Source organism: Pseudomonas donghuensis, from assembly GCF_000259195.1.
In the GTDB taxonomy this organism is placed as follows: domain Bacteria; phylum Pseudomonadota; class Gammaproteobacteria; order Pseudomonadales; family Pseudomonadaceae; genus Aquipseudomonas; species Aquipseudomonas donghuensis.
The window spans coordinates 226276-242242 of the sequence record NZ_JH650760.1; the positions used below are offsets into that span (position 1 = coordinate 226276).

The window sequence follows — 15967 nt, forward strand, 5'->3', positions numbered from 1 at the left end:
TTGAAGAGCTCCAGAGGCTGCCGATTGACCTTAGCAGAGCTCAATCTCGATCGCCCGTTTGAGGAGTTAGCCACGATGAATAAAGTCATGAGCCTGAGGGAGTGGGGCCTGTTGATTGCCCTGTCGATACTGTGGGGCGGTTCGTTCTTCTTCAATGGTATTGCCGTGAAGGAACTGCCGCCTTTCACCCTGGTGATGCTGCGCGTGGGGCTGGCGGCGCTGGTACTGCTTGCGCTGGTACGGCTACTGGGGCTGTACATGCCGCGCGAGTGGCGGATCTGGCGGGCGTTTTTGGCCATGGGGCTGCTCAACAACCTGCTGCCATTCTGCTTGATCGTCTGGGGCCAGGCCCGCATCGGCAGCGGCCTGGCCTCGATCCTCAATGCCACCACGCCGCTGTTTGCGGTGATCGTTGCGCACCTGCTGACCGAGGACGAAAACATCAGCGTCAACAAGTTGGCCGGTGTTGCGCTGGGCTTTGTCGGCGTGGCGATCATGATCGGCTCGGCGGCCTGGTCCGGCTTGGACGGCAACCTGTGGGCACAACTGGCGGTGTTGGCGGCGGCCTTGTCATACGCCGTGGCCGGGGTTTACGGGCGGCGCTTCAAGGTCATGGGGGTGGCGCCGCTGATCACTGCCACCGGACAGATCAGTGCGTCGGCCATCTTGTTGGTGCCGCTGGCGTTGCTGATCGACCTACCCTGGACGCTGGCCGCGCCAAGCCTGACAACCTGGGCGGCGGTGGCCGGTTTGGTGTTGCTTTCCACCGCGCTGGCCTATGTGGTGTTCTTTCGTATCCTGGCCACGGCCGGGGCGACCAACCTGATGCTGGTGACCTTCCTGATTCCGCTCAGTGCCATCGTGCTTGGCGTGCTGGTGCTGGGGGAGCGTCTGGAGACCAGGCACTTTATCGGCATGGGGCTGATTGCCCTGGGGTTGGCGGCGATCGACGGGCGCTTGCTGAAGTGGCGGCGGGTGGCGGTGGAGGATCCGGACAGTTTTATCGGCCGGGATATTTAGGTCGCAGTCAACTTGCCCTGCGCTGCTGTGTCAGGCATCGCGCAACAGGTCATGGGCATCGAGCAGCCGGTAGGCAATCTGCGGCTGCTTCTCCAGCGCCCGGCGGATCGCCGCCGGAATATTCTGCCGGGTCTTGCGACACAAGCCCGGCAGGTCCTCGATCTGAATGTTGATGCCGCGCATGGTCCGCACTTCATTGAAGCTCGGAGTGATCTGCACGCGAATGCCCAACTGCTCATACAAGCGTCGTTGCATGTGCTCCAGCTCCGACAGGCTCTGCAGGTTCTCCAGGCGCTCGAGTAGGCGCTTTTCTTCCTGACGCGTCAGCAGCAGGATGCGCGGGTCCTGCAGCGTCTCGCGGCCGCAATCGCAGGCGCCGGGCGGGCAGGGGGTGCGGGTGGGCAGGGTGGCGTTCATGCCTTGCAGCATAGCGAATCCAGCGCCCTCTGCCATGGGCTCGGTGCAGCGCTTTGTCGGTAGCGTATTTATCCGATACGCTCGCCACCTTGAGGCCGCCGGACGTGTTTGAGCTGGCCGAATGTGTAGAGGAGTGAATCGCTCATGCTGGGACAGCAACTGCAACTGCAAAGTGTATTGACCGGCCGCGCCGTGCCTTTTACCCGCCCGGGTTCAGCCAGCGCCATCGCCAAGGCCCCACGCGACGGCGAGGTGGCCGTGACCGAACTGGGCCTGGCCGGCGACGAGCAAGGCGACTTGCGGGTGCATGGCGGGATCGAAAAGGCCATCCATCACTATCCACGTGAACACTATGCTGCCTGGGCGGCGGAGCTGGGCGAACATCCCCTGCTGCAGGCACCGGGTGCTTTCGGCGAAAACCTCAGCACCTGTGGCTGGACCGAGCAGAGCGTATGCCTGGGCGACCGTTTTCGCGCCGGCACGGCCTTGCTGGAGATCTCCCAGGGGCGCATGCCGTGCTGGAAGCTCAACGACCGTTTCGGGGTCGGGGACATGTCCCTGCGGGTGCAGCAAAGCGGTCGCACCGGCTGGTACTACCGGGTGCTGGAGGAGGGCGTGCTGGCCGCCGGGATGAGTATCGAGCTGATCGCTCGGCCGCATCCGCAGTGGTCGGTGGCGCGCTTGTCGTCAGTGCTGTTCGACAAGCAGGTCGATCTCGAGGTCATTCGCCAGTGCCTGGAACTGCCGTTGGCTGCCTCTTGGCGCCGGACGCTTTCGCGGCGTCTGGAAAAGGCCGAAGTCGAGGACTGGGCACCGCGGCTGCAAGGGCCGGGCGTCGAAAGATCTTGAAAGGGGTTGGGCAACTAGTCAGTCGGCCATCGCTGGACAAGCCCGCTCCTACAAGGCAGGAGCGGGCTTGCCCGGCGATCGCAATCAGGCAGCCGTACCCAGCTGCTTCACCACCTGACCCTTGACGGCCTGCTTGCGGCACGCGTCGCCAAAGGCCTGGAACATCTTCACCGAGTCCGGGTTTTTCGCCGCTTGCCATTCCGGGTGCCATTGCACCGCGAAGAGGAAAGGCGACAGGCTCGGGGCGTGGATGGCTTCGACCAGGCCGTCTTCGGCGCGGGCCAGGGGCTCGATGCCTTCGCCGAGGTTTTTCAGGCCCTGGCCGTGCAGCGAGTTGACGCGGATTTCATCGCTCTGCAGCAGCTTGTGCAGCCAGCTGCCTTGCTCCAGTTTGACGCTGTGAACCGCGCTGTACTGCACATCGACCGGATCGTCCGGGTTTTCCCGGTGGTCGTTGAAGCCTGGCTCGGCGTAGACCTTCTGGTAGATGTCGCCACCCAGGGCGACGTTGATTTCCTGCATGCCACGGCAAATGCCGAAGATCGGCAGGCCACGGGCGATAGCCAGTTGTACCAGCGGCAGGTCGAACAGGTCGCGGTCGCGGTCCTGGGCCTTGCCCGGGGTTTCGTTCTCCTGGCCGTACAGGGCCGGGTCGATGTTGCTGCCGGCGCCGGTCAGGTAAACACCGTCGGCCATGTCCAGGTAGGCTTCGAGGTCGTCGGTGCCGCAGCAGGTTGGCACCAGCACAGGTACGCAACCGGCGTGTTCAACCAGCGGTACGATGTATTTGTGGGTCATGACTTGATAGTCGTGGCCTTTGCGCTCCTGGGAGCCCATGGTCATCAGCACGACGGGTTTGCGAGGGGTTTGATTCTTATTGCCAATGTTGCTGTTGGGCATATGTCACCTTGGGACAGGCGCAGCCTGTCATTATTGTGCAGGCGCGCTGCTGAAACCTTTGCGCTGCCTGAGGTTTCGAGCACTGCCGGTACGCCAAGCAAGGGGCTGTATCCGGTCGAAACCTGTCATATAGCTTGCCAGAGCCGTTTAATATGTCAAACGACTTCAGATTGCATGGGCGAAGCTTGAGATTGCCTGGATGCAATTATCGGCTTGCAGGCCCCGGTAACTGGCATGGCGCCTGGTGCGGCCAGTTCATTATATTTAACAAGGTCCGGTGAATGGCCGAAGCAGCGCCTGCGCGGCTTTGCTGCATCGCGCGGTTTCTCTTAAGCTGGCTGTCACCGATGACTACCAGCCTGAACCATGCCCACTCCAAGACCGTCCCTGACCCTGACCCTGTTGCAAGCCCGCGAAGCCGCCATGGCCTTCTTCCGCCCCTCGCTCAATGCCCATGGCCTGACCGAACAACAATGGCGGGTGATCCGCATCCTGCGCCAACAAGGCGAACTGGAAAGCCATCAACTGGCCGAGCAGGCCTGCATCCTCAAGCCAAGCATGACCGGCGTGCTGGCGCGCCTGGAGCGTGACGGCCTGGTGCGGCGCAAGAAGTCGACCCAGGACCAGCGCCGGGTGTTCGTGGGCCTGACCGAACAGGGCCAGCAGTGCTTCGTCGACATGAGCGAAGACATGGAACACAACTATCAGCGCATCCTCGAACAGTTCGGCGAAGACAAACTGCAAGCACTGCTGGGCCTGCTCAACAGCCTGAAAAACATCAAGCCCTGAGTGCCGTTTTGGCGCACTGGCCGCTTGCTACCTATACTGTGCCCATCCGCAACAGCGTGCCGTCGTTGACTGGAGCCAGGCGTCTCTGTTCCCGTGGTCGTGACTTTCTGAAGTAGCAGGACGCGAGTCGTCAATTCATAACGCTACAAAGGGGTTGGATCATGGATATTGTCAGTCTGATCATTCAGATTGTTGCCGGTGTGGTGGGCGGCAACGCAGCCGGTATGAGCAAGCAGAGCATGGGCCCGTTACTCAACTCGATCTTCGGTGGAGTGGGTGGGGTGATTGTCGGGCAGATACTCGCAGCCTTTACCGGTGAACCCGGTGCGGCGGTGGCCGCGGGCGGTTCGCTGGACCTGCCGGCACTGATCAGCAGTATTGTCGGTGGCGGTGCGGGGGGCGCGGTGCTCACCTTCATCGCCGGCCTGATCAAGTCGAAAATGCACCCTCAGTAATATACCCGGCCTGCCCCTGCTGGCAGGGGCAGGCCTGTTCAGAAGTACTTCAGCCAGCTGATATCGCGGCGCCGCGCCTTGAGCGCGGCGAACCAGCGCACCGGCCGATAGAGCGCAACGCTCAGGACGATTGCTGTCAGCCACACTGCCCAGACCCCGTCGAAACCAAAGTAGCTGCCCTGGTTCAGGCCAAAGCAGGTGACGGCGATCAGGTACAGCAGCTTCAGCACATATAAATGCAGCAGGTAGAAGAACATCGGCGCGGCGCCGAACACGCTCAGCACCTGGATCGCACGGCTGTCTTGCAGCTGCTCGAACCTGCGCAGCAGCAACAGGCCGACGCCCAGGGTCAGGGCCAGAAACAGCAGCGAAGGTGGGTACTTGGTAATGTTGAAAAAGCTCATCAGGGTGCGCAGCGTGGTTTGCGCCACTTGCCACGGCGCCTCACCGTAGCCATTGAGCAGGCGTAGCAGCAGGAAGCCCACGAGGGCGCCAGTGCCACTGAGCAGTAGCTTGCGTTGGCGGGCCCGCGCGTTGGCATCACGGCCAAACCAAGGGCCCATGGCATAACCCAGGGCAATCACGCCGATCCATGGCAGCAGGGGGTAGGAAGTGCGCAGGCGCAGGCTGCCCGACAGGTCGATCCAGCCACGATCATGCAGCACGGCCCACGGGAGGTGCAGCGCTGAACCTGGCGCGAAGTGCAGCGGATCGAGCAGGTTGTGGCCAACGACGATCAGCGCACCGAGCACCACCAGCAGCGGCCGCGGCAACCACACCAGGCCGGCCAGGGCGATCATGCTCAGGCCGATGGCCCAGATCACTTGCAGGTAGATCACCTTCGGCGGCAACTCCAGGGTCCAGGCCAGGCTGACCAGGGTGAATTCCAGCAACACCAGCACCAGGCCACGTTTGAACAGGAAGGCCGAGACCGCGGCTTTGCCCTGATGCTTTTCGCCGTACAGGTAGGCCGACAGGCCGGTGAGCAGGACGAACACCGGCGCACACAAATGGGCGAGGGTACGGCTGAGAAACAGCCAGGGGTCGGTGCTGGCGACGTCCATCGGGTCGCTGACCTGGCGGTGCAGGAAGAAGGTTTCGCGCACATGGTCGAGCAGCATGAAGACGATGACCAGGCCGCGCAGGGCGTCGATGCAGAGCAGGCGTTGGTTGGCGGGTGGGGCGGTTGGCATGGGTGAGGTCGCTGGCGTGGGATTGCTAAGTTATGCGTTATAACATAACCAATATGCCAGGCAATAAACAAGGGCTGCTGTGCAGCCCATCGCCGGCAAGGCCAGCTCCCACAGGATTGGCGCTGGCCTTGGGAACTGCTCAGAACTTGTGGGAGCTGGCTTTGCCAGCGATGCAAGGCGAAGCCTTGCCCAAAGGCCTCAGTGCAGTATCTGCGCCAGGAAGCCCTTGGCCCGTGCGCTCTGCGGGTTGTTGAAGAACGCCTCGGGGCTGGCGTCTTCAATGATCTGGCCGCCATCGAGAAACAGCACCCGCTCGGCCACCTGGCGGGCAAAGCCCATCTCGTGGGTGACGCAGAGCATGGTCATGCCGGTGTCCGCCAGTTTCACCAGCACGTCCAGCACTTCGGCGACCATCTCCGGGTCCAGCGCCGAGGTTGGTTCGTCGAACAGCATGATCTTCGGCTTCATGCACAGCGCCCGGGCAATCGCTACCCGTTGTTGCTGGCCGCCGGACAGTTGGCTGGGGTACTTGCCGGCCTGGCTTTCGATGCCCACCTTGTTCAGGTAGAAGCGCGCGCGTTCCTCGGCCTCCTTGCGCGACAGGCCGCGTACGCTCATGGGCGCCAGGGTGCAGTTGTCGAGCACGCTCATGTGCGGGAACAGGTTGAAGTGCTGGAACACCATGCCGATTTCGCTGCGCACTTCGGCGGCCTGGCGGGTGGTCAGGGAAAGGTCGGTGTCGTTGACGCGGATGTTGCCCTGTTCGGCAATTTCCAGGCGGTTGATGCAGCGGATCAGCGTCGATTTGCCTGAACCGGAAGGGCCGCACAGGACGATGCGCTCACCCTCGCGCACGTTGAGGTTGATGTCGCGTAGCACATGGAAGGCGCCGTAGTGCTTGTTCAGGCCCTCGATGGTCACCACGACCTTGCGCGGGTCGGCCTGAGGGGCAGGGGTTGGGGTAGCAAGGCTCAGTGAAGCGGTCATGTTGTTATTCTCCCGCGATCAGTTGAAGCGGTCCGCGCGATAAGGCGCAGGATCGGTAAATGGCGTTTCGCCGGTGATCAGCTCCGCCAGCAGGCGTCCGGTCACCGGGCCCAGGGTCAGGCCGTGGTGGGCATGGCCGAAGTTGAACCACAGGCCCTTGTGGCGAGCGGCCGGGCCGATCACCGGGCGCATGTCCGGCAGGCACGGGCGGCGGCCCAGCCAGGGCTCGGCATCGACCCGCTCACCCAGCGGGAAGACCTTGCGCGCCAAGGCTTCGCAGCGCTGCAGCTGGATCTGGTTGGCGGCATCGGTGCTGGCGGCGAACTCGATGCCGGTGGTCAGGCGGATGCCCATGGCCATGGGCGCGAGCACGTAACCGCCCTGGGCATCGCAGATCGAATGCTTGAGCTCGGCGCCGTCACGGGCGCGGTAATGCATGTGATAACCGCGCTTGATCTCCAGCGGAATGCGATAACCCAGCGGCTTGAACAGCTCGGCCGACTGTGGCCCGAGGGCGACCACCGCCTCGGGTGCGGTGATTGGCCCCTGGCGGCTGTCGACCTGCCACTCGCTGCCGATCTGGCGCAGGGTGCGGGCGTCGCCGTGGATGAACTGGCCGCCACGCTGGACGAACAGCGCCGCATAGCCGCGGGTCAGGCCGCCGGGGTTGCTGACGGTCTTGGGGTCGAGCCAGTGAATGCCGCCGACCACGTTGCCGCTGAGGTCCACTTCGCGTGCGTGCAGTTGCTGGCGATCGAGGATTTCGTACTTCAAGCCATAGGCTTGCAGCGCATGGGCGTCGGCCACGGCTTTTTGGTAGGCGTCTTCATTGCGGTACACCTCGATCCAGCCGCTGGCCTTGACCAGCTCGCCGAGGCCCGCTGCTTCGATCAGCGCGTCGTGCTCTTCGACGCAGCGCTGTACCAGCGGCAGCATGGCCTGGGTGGCCACGGCCAGGCCCGCTGGCGAAGAGTTTTTCCAGTACTTGAACAGCCATGGGCTGATCTTCGGCAGGTAGGTGAAGCTGTAGCGCACGTCGGGCTGACGGTTCAGGCCATAGCGCAAAAGGCTCGACAACTCGTGGGGGAAGGCATAGGGGATGACGCTGGAGCGCTCGATCAGCCCGGCGTTGCCGTGGCTGGTGCCGCTGCCAGGCTCTTGGTGATCGATGAGGATCACCTTGCGCCCGCGTGCCTGCAAATGAAGGGCCGTGCAGACGCCGACGATGCCGGCACCCAGAACGATGGTTTGACAATGCATTGGAACGGTCCTCACAAGCAGGCAATCAGCGCAGGTGGCGGCCCAGGCGGGCTTCTATGTGTTTCAGGCTGCGTCGCACGATCTCGACGATCAGCAGGTAGAGCACGGCGGCCCACAGGTAGATCTGGAAGTCGAAGCTGCGCGAGAACGCAAGCTTGGTGACCCCCATCAGGTCGTAGATGGTCACCAGCGAGGCAATGGCGCTGGCCTTGATCATCAGGATCAACTCGTTGCCCAACGGCCCGATGGCAACGATCAAGGATTGCGGCAGGATCACCTTGAAGAACGTGGTCGAGCGCTTCAGGCTCAGGGCCTTGGCGGCCTCGTACTGGCCGGGGGCGACCGCCAGCAGGCTGCCACGGAAGATCTCCGCCTGGTAAGCGGCGGTGTTGAGGGTGAAAGCCAGGACCGTGCAGTACCAGGCGTCGCGGAAGAACCACCAGAGGCCGACGTCCTGCCAGAAACCCTTGAGCGAACCCAGGCCGTAGTACAGCAAGAACAGCTGGGCCAGCAGTGGCGAGCCACGGAAGAAGTAGATGTAGCCAGCGCTCAGACGTTGCAGCATCAGGTTGTTCGACAACCTGGCCAGGGCCAGGAGCATGCCGAGCAGGGCGCCGAGGGTGAACGACAGCGCCACCAGCTTGCCGGTTACCAGCAGGCCGTCGATAAAGCGCGGGCCGTAGCGTTCCAGCAGGTCGGGGTCGAGCACCAGCGCCAGCAATTGATCGAAACTCATGTCCGTGCCCCCCGCAGATGGCGGCTGAAGTACCGCTCGATGAAAGTGAACACCCGTCCCGACAGCGCCGAGAACAGCAGGTAGCCCAGGCAGGCGACGCCGTAGAAGAACATCGGCTCCTTGGTGACGCTGACCGCAAGATTGGTCTGGCGCATCAGGTCGACCAGGGAAATGGTCGACACCAGCGAGGTGTCCTTGAGCAGCGACAGCCAGTTGTTCGACAGGCCCGGCAGGGCAATGCGCACCAGTTGCGGGAACACCACCTTGCGAAAGGTGGTGGCCTTGCTCAGGCCCAGCGCGGCCGATGCTTCGTATTGGCCTTTGGCGACCGTTTTGAACGCGGCCAGCCAGATTTCGCTGGAGAATGCGGCGAACACCAGGCTGAAGGCGATCATCGCCGCCAGGAAGGTGTTGATCAGCACCTCGCCTTCATAGCCCATGGCCAGGAGGATTTTCTGCGCGGCGATCTGGCAGCCGTAGTAGATGATCAGCAGGGTGAGCAATTCCGGCAGGCCACGGAACACCGTGGAGAACACCGTCGCCGCGGCGCGCGGGAAGCGCTTGGAGGAGCGCGCGGCGAGGGCCACGCCCAGGCCCAGTGGCAAGCCGATGGGCAGGCAGGCCAGGGCCAGGGAGATGGTCACCAGGGCGCCGGCCAGTAATGCCTGGCCCCAGCCGCCGCTGGCGAAGGAAAGCAGTGACAGTTGTTCGAGCATGGGCGAACCCTCTCGGTTCAAGAGTGATGGTGCTTTGGAGGGCCTCTTCGCGGGTCAAGCCCGCTCCCACAGAGTTTGTGGGAGCGGGCTTGACCCGCGATCAGTCACTGATAGATATCGAAGTCGAAGTAACGACTGGCGATCTTCTGGTAGGTACCGTTGGCGACGATTGCGTCCAGGGCCTTGTTCAGGCGCTCGCGCAGGGCTTCATCTTCCTTGCGCACGGCAATCGAGGCGTCGGCCTTGGTGCCGTTGACGTCGCCAAGGATCTTGCAGCAGTCCTTGCCGGCCTTGCCCAGCCATTCGGTCAGCGGGAACTTGTCGGCAATCACCCCGTCCAGGCGCCCGGCGGCGAGGTCGGCGTTGGCTTCATCGAGGGTCGGGTAGAGTTTGACGTCGGCGCCGGCCTTGCCGTAGACGTCCTCGGCATAGATAGCCTGGGTCGAGGAAGATTGCGCGCCGACCGTGTAGCCTTTGAAGTCGGTTTGCGCGTCGGTGATTTCACTGTCCTTGGCCACGGCCACCGACAACGGGGTCTTGTAGTAGTGGTTGGTGAAGGCGATCTTCTTGCGCCGTTCTTCGGTATTGATCATCGACGCCACCACCGCGTCGTATTTCTTCGCCATCAAGGCCGGGATGATGCCTTCCCAGTCCTGGGCCACCAGGGTGCATTCGACCTTCATCTGCTCACACAGGGCGTGGGTGATGTCGACGTCGAAGCCGTGCAGCTTGTTATCCGAATCGACGTAGTTGAACGGTGGATATGCGCCTTCGGTGGCGATCTTCAGGGTTTCGGCCTGGGCCATGGTCGAGCCGGCGAGCAGCAGGGCGCAAGCCCCTGCGAAGCGGATAACGGGTTTCATGACACACCTCGATCTGTTGTTTGCACTCTTGCTATTGTTTGCTCGTTGACGTGTAGCCAACGAATTCGTTGTGTAGAGCTGCAGTTGCTTCCAAGCGTTTTTCAACATCCGGTCCTAGCTTCTTGCAGACCTCGTTGACCATCAGGTGTACCCACGACAGCATCGTCGCGGTGGACTCCCAGAACAGATTGAATTCGGTGGGGATGCGAAACACCTCACTGGCGTTGGCATCGGCCCAGTCACAAAAAGTGTCGGTAACCAGGGTTACCGGAATGCCTGCCGCATACGCCTTGCGGCACAGGGTCAGGGCATGGCGGGAATAGCGGCGCGCCTCGAACACCACCAGGGCGCAATCGGCCGGAGCGCTGAGCAGTACCTCGCCAAAATGCCCGGCACTGCCATCGACCACCTGCACGCCATCGCGCAGGTATTGCAGCAGGTGGGCCATGCACTGGGCGATGCCGCGCTCGGTCTGAAAGCCGGCGACGAATACCTTGCGTCGCTGTGCCAGACGCTGGCTGACGGTGTCCCACGCCGGGGTGCGGCTGTATTCGTAAACCCGCACCAGCGCGCCAACTTCCTGTTCAAGGCTGCGCGCAAGGCCGGCGGCATCCTTGCCGTGCTGCTGGCGAAATTCTTGCAGACGATCACCGACCAGCCACGGGCCTTCACCCAGATCGTCCTTGAGGTCATGTTTGAGAGCCTTGAGGTGCTCGTAGCCCAGCGAGCGGCAGAAGCGCCCGACACTCGACTCGCTGACGCCGATTTTGGCCGCAAGGCTGGCGGAGGTTTCGAAGGGCAGGTCGGTGAGGTGGGCGAGCATGTAGCTGGCGATCTTGCGCCCGGACGCTGCGGCGTTGTGCAGGCTGTGTTCCAGGCGCTGTTTGATCGGTTGGCTCACAGGGCGACTCTCGAAGGCGGCGACACGTTGAAACAGAAAATGAATGTTTTCTGTCATCAAGTCAATATTTGACAGTTTGCTGTCACTGGGGGAAAGTCTGGCCATTGCCCATCGCTGTCGCCCATTCCAAATCCAATAAGGGAGCTACAGATGTCCGCACGTCCCGACACTGCTGTCGCGCAGATTGCCTTTGCCGACCTGCAGGCCTTGTTGCAGCGAATTTTCCTCGGTCATGGTTGCAGCGCAGCGGTGGCCCAGGCCCTGGCCTTCAACTGCGCCAGCGCCCAGCGCGATGGCGCTCACAGCCACGGTGTGTTCCGTATCCCCGGGTATGTTTCGACCCTGGCCAGTGGCTGGGTCAATGGCCAGGCTGTGCCCGACGTCGAAGACGTTGCCAGCGGTTTTGTGCGCGTCGATGCCAACGGCGGCTTTGCCCAGCCGGCCCTGGCGGCGGCCCGTGCGCTGCTGGTAGAAAAGGCCCGCAGCGCCGGTATTGCCGTGCTGGCGATCCATAACTCGCACCATTTCGCGGCCTTGTGGCCGGACGTCGAGCCGTTTGCCGATGAAGGCCTGGTGGCCCTGAGCGTGGTCAACAGCATGACCTGCGTGGTGCCCCATGGCGCCCAGCAGCCGTTGTTCGGCACCAACCCGATTGCCTTCGCCGCACCGTGCGCCGGTAGCGACCCGATTGTCTTCGACATGGCCACCAGCGCCATCGCCCACGGCGATGTGCAGATTGCTGCGCGCAAGGGCGAACTGCTGCCTGAAGGCATGGGCGTCGACAACCAGGGCCAACCGACCCGCGACCCGCAAGCGATTCTCGATGGCGGCGCCTTGCTGCCGTTCGGAGGGCACAAGGGCTCGGCGCTGTCGATGATGGTCGAGCTGCTGGCGGCGGCACTGACCGGCGGCAACTTCTCGTTCGAGTTCGACTGGTCACAGCACCCGGGTGCGAAAACGCCCTGGACCGGCCAGTTGATCATCGTCATCGACCCGGCCAAGTCGGTGGGTAATCGCTTTGCCGAACGCAGCCGCGACCTGGTGCGGCAGATGCAGGCAGTGGGCTTGCAGCGCCTGCCGGGCGAGCGCCGGTTCCGCGAGCGTGAACAGTCGGCAAAGCAGGGCGTGACGCTGACAGTGGCGGAACTTGAGCAGTTGCAGCGTTTGGCCCAATAGTGAACTTGAGCACGCTATCGCTGGCAAGCCAGCTCCCACAGGGTTTTAGCTGATCATTGTGGGCGCTGGCTTGCCAGCGATTACTGTGCACACATGCACTGATCAGTTGCACCAAGGGTAATGTTCCTTGGCCCACAGTACAGGTATCCTCGACACAGCTTTTAGTCCGAATTGTCCTGACCCAAGGAGCTGTGCGCTGTGTTCAAACATGTCGATGCCTATGCCGGCGATCCGATTCTCTCCCTGATGGAGACCTTCAAGGCCGATCCGCGTGCCGCCAAGGTCAACCTGAGTATCGGTCTGTATTACGATGCCGCAGGCGTGGTGCCACAGCTGGCTGCGGTGCGCGAGGCCGAGCAACGCTTTGCCGCCCAGCCTCACGAAGCCTCGATGTACCTGCCGATGGAAGGTCTGAATAGCTACCGCCAGGCGATCCAGGCACTGCTGTTTGGCGCCGCGCATCCTGCTGTCGAGAGCGGCCGTGTGGCCACCGTGCAGACCGTCGGTGGCTCCGGTGCGCTGAAAGTCGGTGCCGACTTCCTCAAGCGCTACTTCCCCGAGTCGCAGGTGTGGGTCAGCGATCCGACCTGGGACAACCATCGGGCGATCTTCGAAGGCGCAGGTTTCAAGGTCAACACCTACCCGTACTTCGACCAGGCCAGCCGTGGCGTCGATTTCGACGGCATGCTCAGCGCCCTGCAGGGCCTGCCGAGCAACAGCATCGTCCTGCTACACCCGTGCTGCCACAACCCTACCGGGGTCGACCTGAGCCAGGCGCAGTGGCAACAGGTGATCGAAGTGGTCAAGGCGCGCAACCTGATCCCGTTCCTCGACATCGCCTACCAGGGCTTTGGCGAAGGCCTGGCCGAAGACGCCTATGCCATCCGCGAAGCCGCCCGTGCCGGTGTGCCGTGCCTGGTGAGCAATTCGTTCTCGAAGATCTTCTCGCTGTATGGCGAGCGGGTTGGCGGCCTGTCGGTGGTCTGTGATGACGCCGATACCGCGCAAAGCGTACTCGGCCAGCTCAAGGCCACCGTGCGCCGCAACTACTCCAGCCCGCCAAGCTTCGGTGCCCAACTGGTGGCGGCGGTGCTCGGTGATGCCGAGCTCAACGCCCAATGGCAAGCGGAAGTCGAGCAGATGCGCCTGCGTATCCTCGACATGCGCCAGGCCCTGGTCGATGCCCTGGCCAAACTGCTGCCGGGCCAGGACTTCCAGTTCTTCCTGCGCCAGCGCGGCATGTTCAGCTACACCGGCTTCAGCGTCGAGCAGGTGCGCCGCTTGCGTGACGAGTTCGGTGTGTACCTGATCGACAGTGGCCGGGTGTGCATGGCCGGCTTGCGTCCGGACAACCTGCAGCAGGTGGCCAAGGCCTTCGCTGCGGTTCAGTAAGCAAAACCTATCGCGGGTCAAGCCCGCTCCTACACCATTCGTAGGAGCGGGCTTGACCCGCGATGCTTTTAGCCCAAGGTGCAACCACTCCTCGGCCAGGGCTTTGCAAGTGCAACCAAACGGCGCACAATCGCGCCCCTCTTTATATGGTTGAGAGGGGCGAGGCCTCTGTTTCGCCACTCTCAGCCCTGTTGCAGTCTTGCGAGTGGAGTTGCACCCGGATGAATGAGCAGGCCCCAAGCGTTGAACAACGCTTTGAATCAACCCCCGCCGCCCTCGGCAGCTGGGCCCGTCAGGACACCACCTGGATGCTGGGCCTGTTTGGCACGGCGATTGGCGCCGGGACCCTGTTCCTGCCGATCAACGCCGGCCTTGGCGGCTTCTGGCCACTGCTGGTCCTGGCGCTGCTGGCTTTTCCGATGACGTACTATGCGCACCGCGGCCTGACCCGCTTCGTGCTCTCCGGGCGCGATGGCGCCGACATCACCGACGTGGTCGAAGAGCATTTCGGCCTCAGCGCCGGTGCCCTGATCACGCTGCTGTATTTCTTCGCCATCTTCCCGATCCTGCTGATCTACAGCGTGGCGCTGACCAACACGGTCGGCAGTTTCATGGAACACCAGCTGCACATCGAGCCGCCACCGCGCGCGGTGCTGTCCTTCGTGCTGATCCTCGGGTTGCTGGCCATCGTGCGCTGCGGCGAGCAGGCCACGGTCAAGGTCATGAGCTGGCTGGTCTATCCGTTCATCGTTGCCCTGGCATTCCTGGCGGTGTTCCTGATCCCGCACTGGAGCGGCGGCATCCTCACTACCGCCACTGAAGTGCCTTCGGGTTCGGCGTTCCTGCACACCCTGTGGCTGGCGATCCCGGTGATGGTCTTCTCGTTCAACCATTCGCCAATCATTTCGGCGTTCGCCGTTGACCAGAAACGTCGCTATGGCGTGCACGCCGACGAGCGCAGCGGGCAGATCCTGTGCCGCGCCCACCTGCTGATGGTGGCCATGGTGATGTTCTTCGTGTTCAGCTGCGTACTGACCTTGACCCCGGCGCAACTGGCCGAAGCCAAGGCACAGAACCTGTCGATCCTGTCGTACCTGGCCAACCACTTCAGCAACCCGACCATCGCCTTTGCCGCGCCGCTGATTGCCTTCATCGCCATCGCCAAGTCGTTCCTGGGCCACTACATCGGTGCCAGCGAAGGCCTCAAGGGCCTGATCGTCAAGACCGGCAAGCGTCCGGGCGCCAAGGCCCTGGACCGCATGACCGCGGCCTTCATGCTGGTGATCTGCTGGATTGTCGCCACCCTCAACCCGAGCATTCTCGGCATGATCGAGACCCTTGGTGGCCCGGTGATCGCTGCGATCCTGTTCCTGATGCCGATGTACGCCATCCGCAAGGTGCCGGCCATGAGCAAGTACCGCGGGCAGATGTCCAACGTCTTCGTCGTCGCCGTGGGCCTGGTGGCCATCTCGGCGCTGGTTTACTCGCTGCTGAGCTGAACCTATGGATTCGGGAGCCGGCAATCGGCTCCCGAATGACTAAAAATTGTCCACAAAAGTTGTCTGGCAATTCAACAATTTAACATCGGCCCATAGGTAGACGGGCACTTTCATGCTTAACTCTGGTCCTTTACTCATCCCCCGCATAAGGACTTCGTTCATGGCTCAAGTGACTCTTAAAGGCAACCCGGTTCAGGTCAAAGGCGAACTGCCGAAAGTCGGCGCCAAGGCGCCTGCGTTTTCCCTGGTTGGTGCTGGCCTGGCCGACGTGACCCTGGCCTCCCTGGCCGGCAAGCGCAAAGTGCTGAACATCTTCCCAAGCGTCGACACCCCGACCTGCGCTACTTCGGTGCGTAAGTTCAACGCGCAAGCCAGCACGCTGAACAACACCGTCGTACTGTGCATCTCCGCTGACCTGCCGTTCGCGCAAGCGCGCTTCTGCGGCGCTGAAGGCCTGGAGAACGTGCAGAACCTGTCGCTGCTGCGCGGCGCCGAGTTCAAGGAACACTACGGCGTAGCTATCGCCGACGGCCCGCTGGCCGGCCTGACTGCCCGTGCCGTGGTGGTGCTGGACGAGAACGACAAGGTGCTGCACAGCGAGCTGGTTGGCGAAATCGCTGAAGAGCCGAACTATGAGGCTGCTCTGGCAGTCCTGAAGTAATAGCGACCCTGCCGGGGCTGCTGCGCAGCCCATCGCTGGCAACGCCAGCTCCCACAAGGAGCGGCGAGGGCGACGCGATTATTGTTAATAATTGCTAAGAGTTGTTGCGGCCTGGCCCTCGTCCAGGCCGTTTTTATTTATAGTTCATTACTT

General features: G+C 62.7%; 17 protein-coding genes. 8 read left to right on the forward strand and 9 right to left on the reverse strand.

Going from position 1 to position 15967, the window contains the following annotated elements; genetic code table 11:
- Positions 1–75 precede the first annotated feature (75 nt).
- The gene (locus UW3_RS26705) at positions 76–1020 is read left to right on the forward strand and encodes a DMT family transporter (protein WP_010221997.1); all 945 of its coding nucleotides are present in this window, start codon (positions 76–78) and stop codon (positions 1018–1020) included.
- Between the two features lie 30 nt (positions 1021–1050).
- On the opposite strand, the gene UW3_RS0108850 is transcribed toward UW3_RS26705, so the two are convergent.
- Positions 1051–1437: a hypothetical protein gene (locus UW3_RS0108850; protein WP_010221999.1), complete on the reverse strand. Its 387-nt coding sequence runs from the start codon at positions 1435–1437 to the stop codon at positions 1051–1053.
- Between the two features lie 144 nt (positions 1438–1581).
- Here UW3_RS0108850 and UW3_RS0108855 point away from each other — a divergent pair, with 144 nt between their 5' ends.
- On the forward strand, positions 1582–2286 hold the full coding sequence (locus UW3_RS0108855; RefSeq protein WP_010222000.1) for an MOSC domain-containing protein: 705 nt from the start codon (positions 1582–1584) through the stop codon (positions 2284–2286).
- 84 nt (positions 2287–2370) lie between these two features.
- Here the strand turns inward: UW3_RS0108855 and UW3_RS0108860 are convergent, their stop codons facing one another.
- Entirely contained in the window at positions 2371–3186 is an 816-nt protein-coding gene (locus UW3_RS0108860) for a gamma-glutamyl-gamma-aminobutyrate hydrolase family protein (protein WP_010222001.1), read from the reverse strand.
- A 366-nt stretch (positions 3187–3552) separates the two neighbouring features.
- Between UW3_RS0108860 and hpaR the strand changes: the two genes are divergently transcribed.
- Both hpaR and UW3_RS0108870 read left to right on the forward strand, forming a co-directional pair.
- On the forward strand, positions 3553–3975 hold the full coding sequence (hpaR, locus tag UW3_RS0108865) for a homoprotocatechuate degradation operon regulator HpaR (protein ID WP_010222002.1): 423 nt from the start codon (positions 3553–3555) through the stop codon (positions 3973–3975).
- 161 nt (positions 3976–4136) lie between these two features.
- Positions 4137–4430 (forward strand): hypothetical protein, encoded by a 294-nt coding sequence (locus tag UW3_RS0108870; protein ID WP_010222003.1) that lies wholly within the window; start codon positions 4137–4139, stop codon positions 4428–4430.
- Between the two features lie 38 nt (positions 4431–4468).
- Here UW3_RS0108870 and UW3_RS0108875 read toward each other — a convergent pair whose 3' ends face one another.
- From UW3_RS0108875 to UW3_RS0108905, 7 genes are all read right to left on the reverse strand, one after another.
- Positions 4469–5623, reverse strand: a complete 1155-nt coding sequence (locus tag UW3_RS0108875) for an acetyltransferase domain-containing protein (RefSeq protein WP_010222004.1) — start codon at positions 5621–5623, stop codon at positions 4469–4471.
- Positions 5624–5821: 198 nt separating this feature from the next.
- Positions 5822–6610 carry an amino acid ABC transporter ATP-binding protein gene (locus tag UW3_RS0108880; protein WP_026001246.1) on the reverse strand — a complete coding sequence of 263 codons (789 nt, stop codon included), beginning with the start codon at positions 6608–6610 and terminating at the stop codon, positions 5822–5824.
- 18 nt (positions 6611–6628) lie between these two features.
- Entirely contained in the window at positions 6629–7870 is a 1242-nt protein-coding gene (locus UW3_RS0108885; protein WP_010222007.1) for an NAD(P)/FAD-dependent oxidoreductase, read from the reverse strand.
- Positions 7871–7895: 25 nt separating this feature from the next.
- Complete coding sequence (locus tag UW3_RS0108890) at positions 7896–8606, reverse strand: ABC transporter permease (RefSeq protein ID WP_010222008.1); 711 nt, start codon at positions 8604–8606, stop codon at positions 7896–7898.
- Complete coding sequence (locus UW3_RS0108895) at positions 8603–9322, reverse strand: ABC transporter permease (protein ID WP_010222009.1); 720 nt, start codon at positions 9320–9322, stop codon at positions 8603–8605. The genes UW3_RS0108890 and UW3_RS0108895 overlap by 4 nt, the downstream gene beginning before the upstream one ends.
- Before the next feature lie 104 nt (positions 9323–9426).
- Complete coding sequence (locus UW3_RS0108900; RefSeq protein WP_010222010.1) at positions 9427–10185, reverse strand: transporter substrate-binding domain-containing protein; 759 nt, start codon at positions 10183–10185, stop codon at positions 9427–9429.
- A 31-nt stretch (positions 10186–10216) separates the two neighbouring features.
- The gene (locus UW3_RS0108905) at positions 10217–11086 is read right to left on the reverse strand and encodes a MurR/RpiR family transcriptional regulator (protein WP_010222011.1); all 870 of its coding nucleotides are present in this window, start codon (positions 11084–11086) and stop codon (positions 10217–10219) included.
- A gap of 150 nt (positions 11087–11236) precedes the next feature.
- Between UW3_RS0108905 and UW3_RS0108910 the strand changes: the two genes are divergently transcribed.
- From UW3_RS0108910 to tpx, 4 genes are all read left to right on the forward strand, one after another.
- Positions 11237–12262: an Ldh family oxidoreductase gene (locus UW3_RS0108910; RefSeq protein WP_010222012.1), complete on the forward strand. Its 1026-nt coding sequence runs from the start codon at positions 11237–11239 to the stop codon at positions 12260–12262.
- A gap of 198 nt (positions 12263–12460) precedes the next feature.
- Positions 12461–13654, forward strand: a complete 1194-nt coding sequence (locus tag UW3_RS0108915; RefSeq protein ID WP_010222013.1) for an amino acid aminotransferase — start codon at positions 12461–12463, stop codon at positions 13652–13654.
- A gap of 221 nt (positions 13655–13875) precedes the next feature.
- Positions 13876–15153: a serine/threonine transporter gene (locus UW3_RS0108920; protein WP_010222014.1), complete on the forward strand. Its 1278-nt coding sequence runs from the start codon at positions 13876–13878 to the stop codon at positions 15151–15153.
- A gap of 160 nt (positions 15154–15313) precedes the next feature.
- Positions 15314–15814 carry a thiol peroxidase gene (gene tpx / locus UW3_RS0108925; RefSeq protein WP_010222015.1) on the forward strand — a complete coding sequence of 167 codons (501 nt, stop codon included), beginning with the start codon at positions 15314–15316 and terminating at the stop codon, positions 15812–15814.
- Positions 15815–15967: the final 153 nt, after the last annotated feature.

What these genes read in the sequence shown, in the direction of transcription:
- UW3_RS26705 (WP_010221997.1), top strand. Translation starts at nt 76, where the DNA reads ATGAATAAAGTCATGAGCCTGAGGGAGTGGGGCCTGTTGATTGCCCTG.
- UW3_RS0108850 (WP_010221999.1), bottom strand. Translation starts at nt 1,437, where the DNA reads ATGAACGCCACCCTGCCCACCCGCACCCCCTGCCCGCCCGGCGCCTGC.
- UW3_RS0108855 (WP_010222000.1), top strand. Translation starts at nt 1,582, where the DNA reads ATGCTGGGACAGCAACTGCAACTGCAAAGTGTATTGACCGGCCGCGCC.
- UW3_RS0108860 (WP_010222001.1), bottom strand. Translation starts at nt 3,186, where the DNA reads ATGCCCAACAGCAACATTGGCAATAAGAATCAAACCCCTCGCAAACCC.
- hpaR (WP_010222002.1), top strand. Translation starts at nt 3,553, where the DNA reads ATGCCCACTCCAAGACCGTCCCTGACCCTGACCCTGTTGCAAGCCCGC.
- UW3_RS0108870 (WP_010222003.1), top strand. Translation starts at nt 4,137, where the DNA reads ATGGATATTGTCAGTCTGATCATTCAGATTGTTGCCGGTGTGGTGGGC.
- UW3_RS0108875 (WP_010222004.1), bottom strand. Translation starts at nt 5,623, where the DNA reads ATGCCAACCGCCCCACCCGCCAACCAACGCCTGCTCTGCATCGACGCC.
- UW3_RS0108880 (WP_026001246.1), bottom strand. Translation starts at nt 6,610, where the DNA reads ATGACCGCTTCACTGAGCCTTGCTACCCCAACCCCTGCCCCTCAGGCC.
- UW3_RS0108885 (WP_010222007.1), bottom strand. Translation starts at nt 7,870, where the DNA reads ATGCATTGTCAAACCATCGTTCTGGGTGCCGGCATCGTCGGCGTCTGC.
- UW3_RS0108890 (WP_010222008.1), bottom strand. Translation starts at nt 8,606, where the DNA reads ATGAGTTTCGATCAATTGCTGGCGCTGGTGCTCGACCCCGACCTGCTG.
- UW3_RS0108895 (WP_010222009.1), bottom strand. Translation starts at nt 9,322, where the DNA reads ATGCTCGAACAACTGTCACTGCTTTCCTTCGCCAGCGGCGGCTGGGGC.
- UW3_RS0108900 (WP_010222010.1), bottom strand. Translation starts at nt 10,185, where the DNA reads ATGAAACCCGTTATCCGCTTCGCAGGGGCTTGCGCCCTGCTGCTCGCC.
- UW3_RS0108910 (WP_010222012.1), top strand. Translation starts at nt 11,237, where the DNA reads ATGTCCGCACGTCCCGACACTGCTGTCGCGCAGATTGCCTTTGCCGAC.
- UW3_RS0108920 (WP_010222014.1), top strand. Translation starts at nt 13,876, where the DNA reads ATGAATGAGCAGGCCCCAAGCGTTGAACAACGCTTTGAATCAACCCCC.
- tpx (WP_010222015.1), top strand. Translation starts at nt 15,314, where the DNA reads ATGGCTCAAGTGACTCTTAAAGGCAACCCGGTTCAGGTCAAAGGCGAA.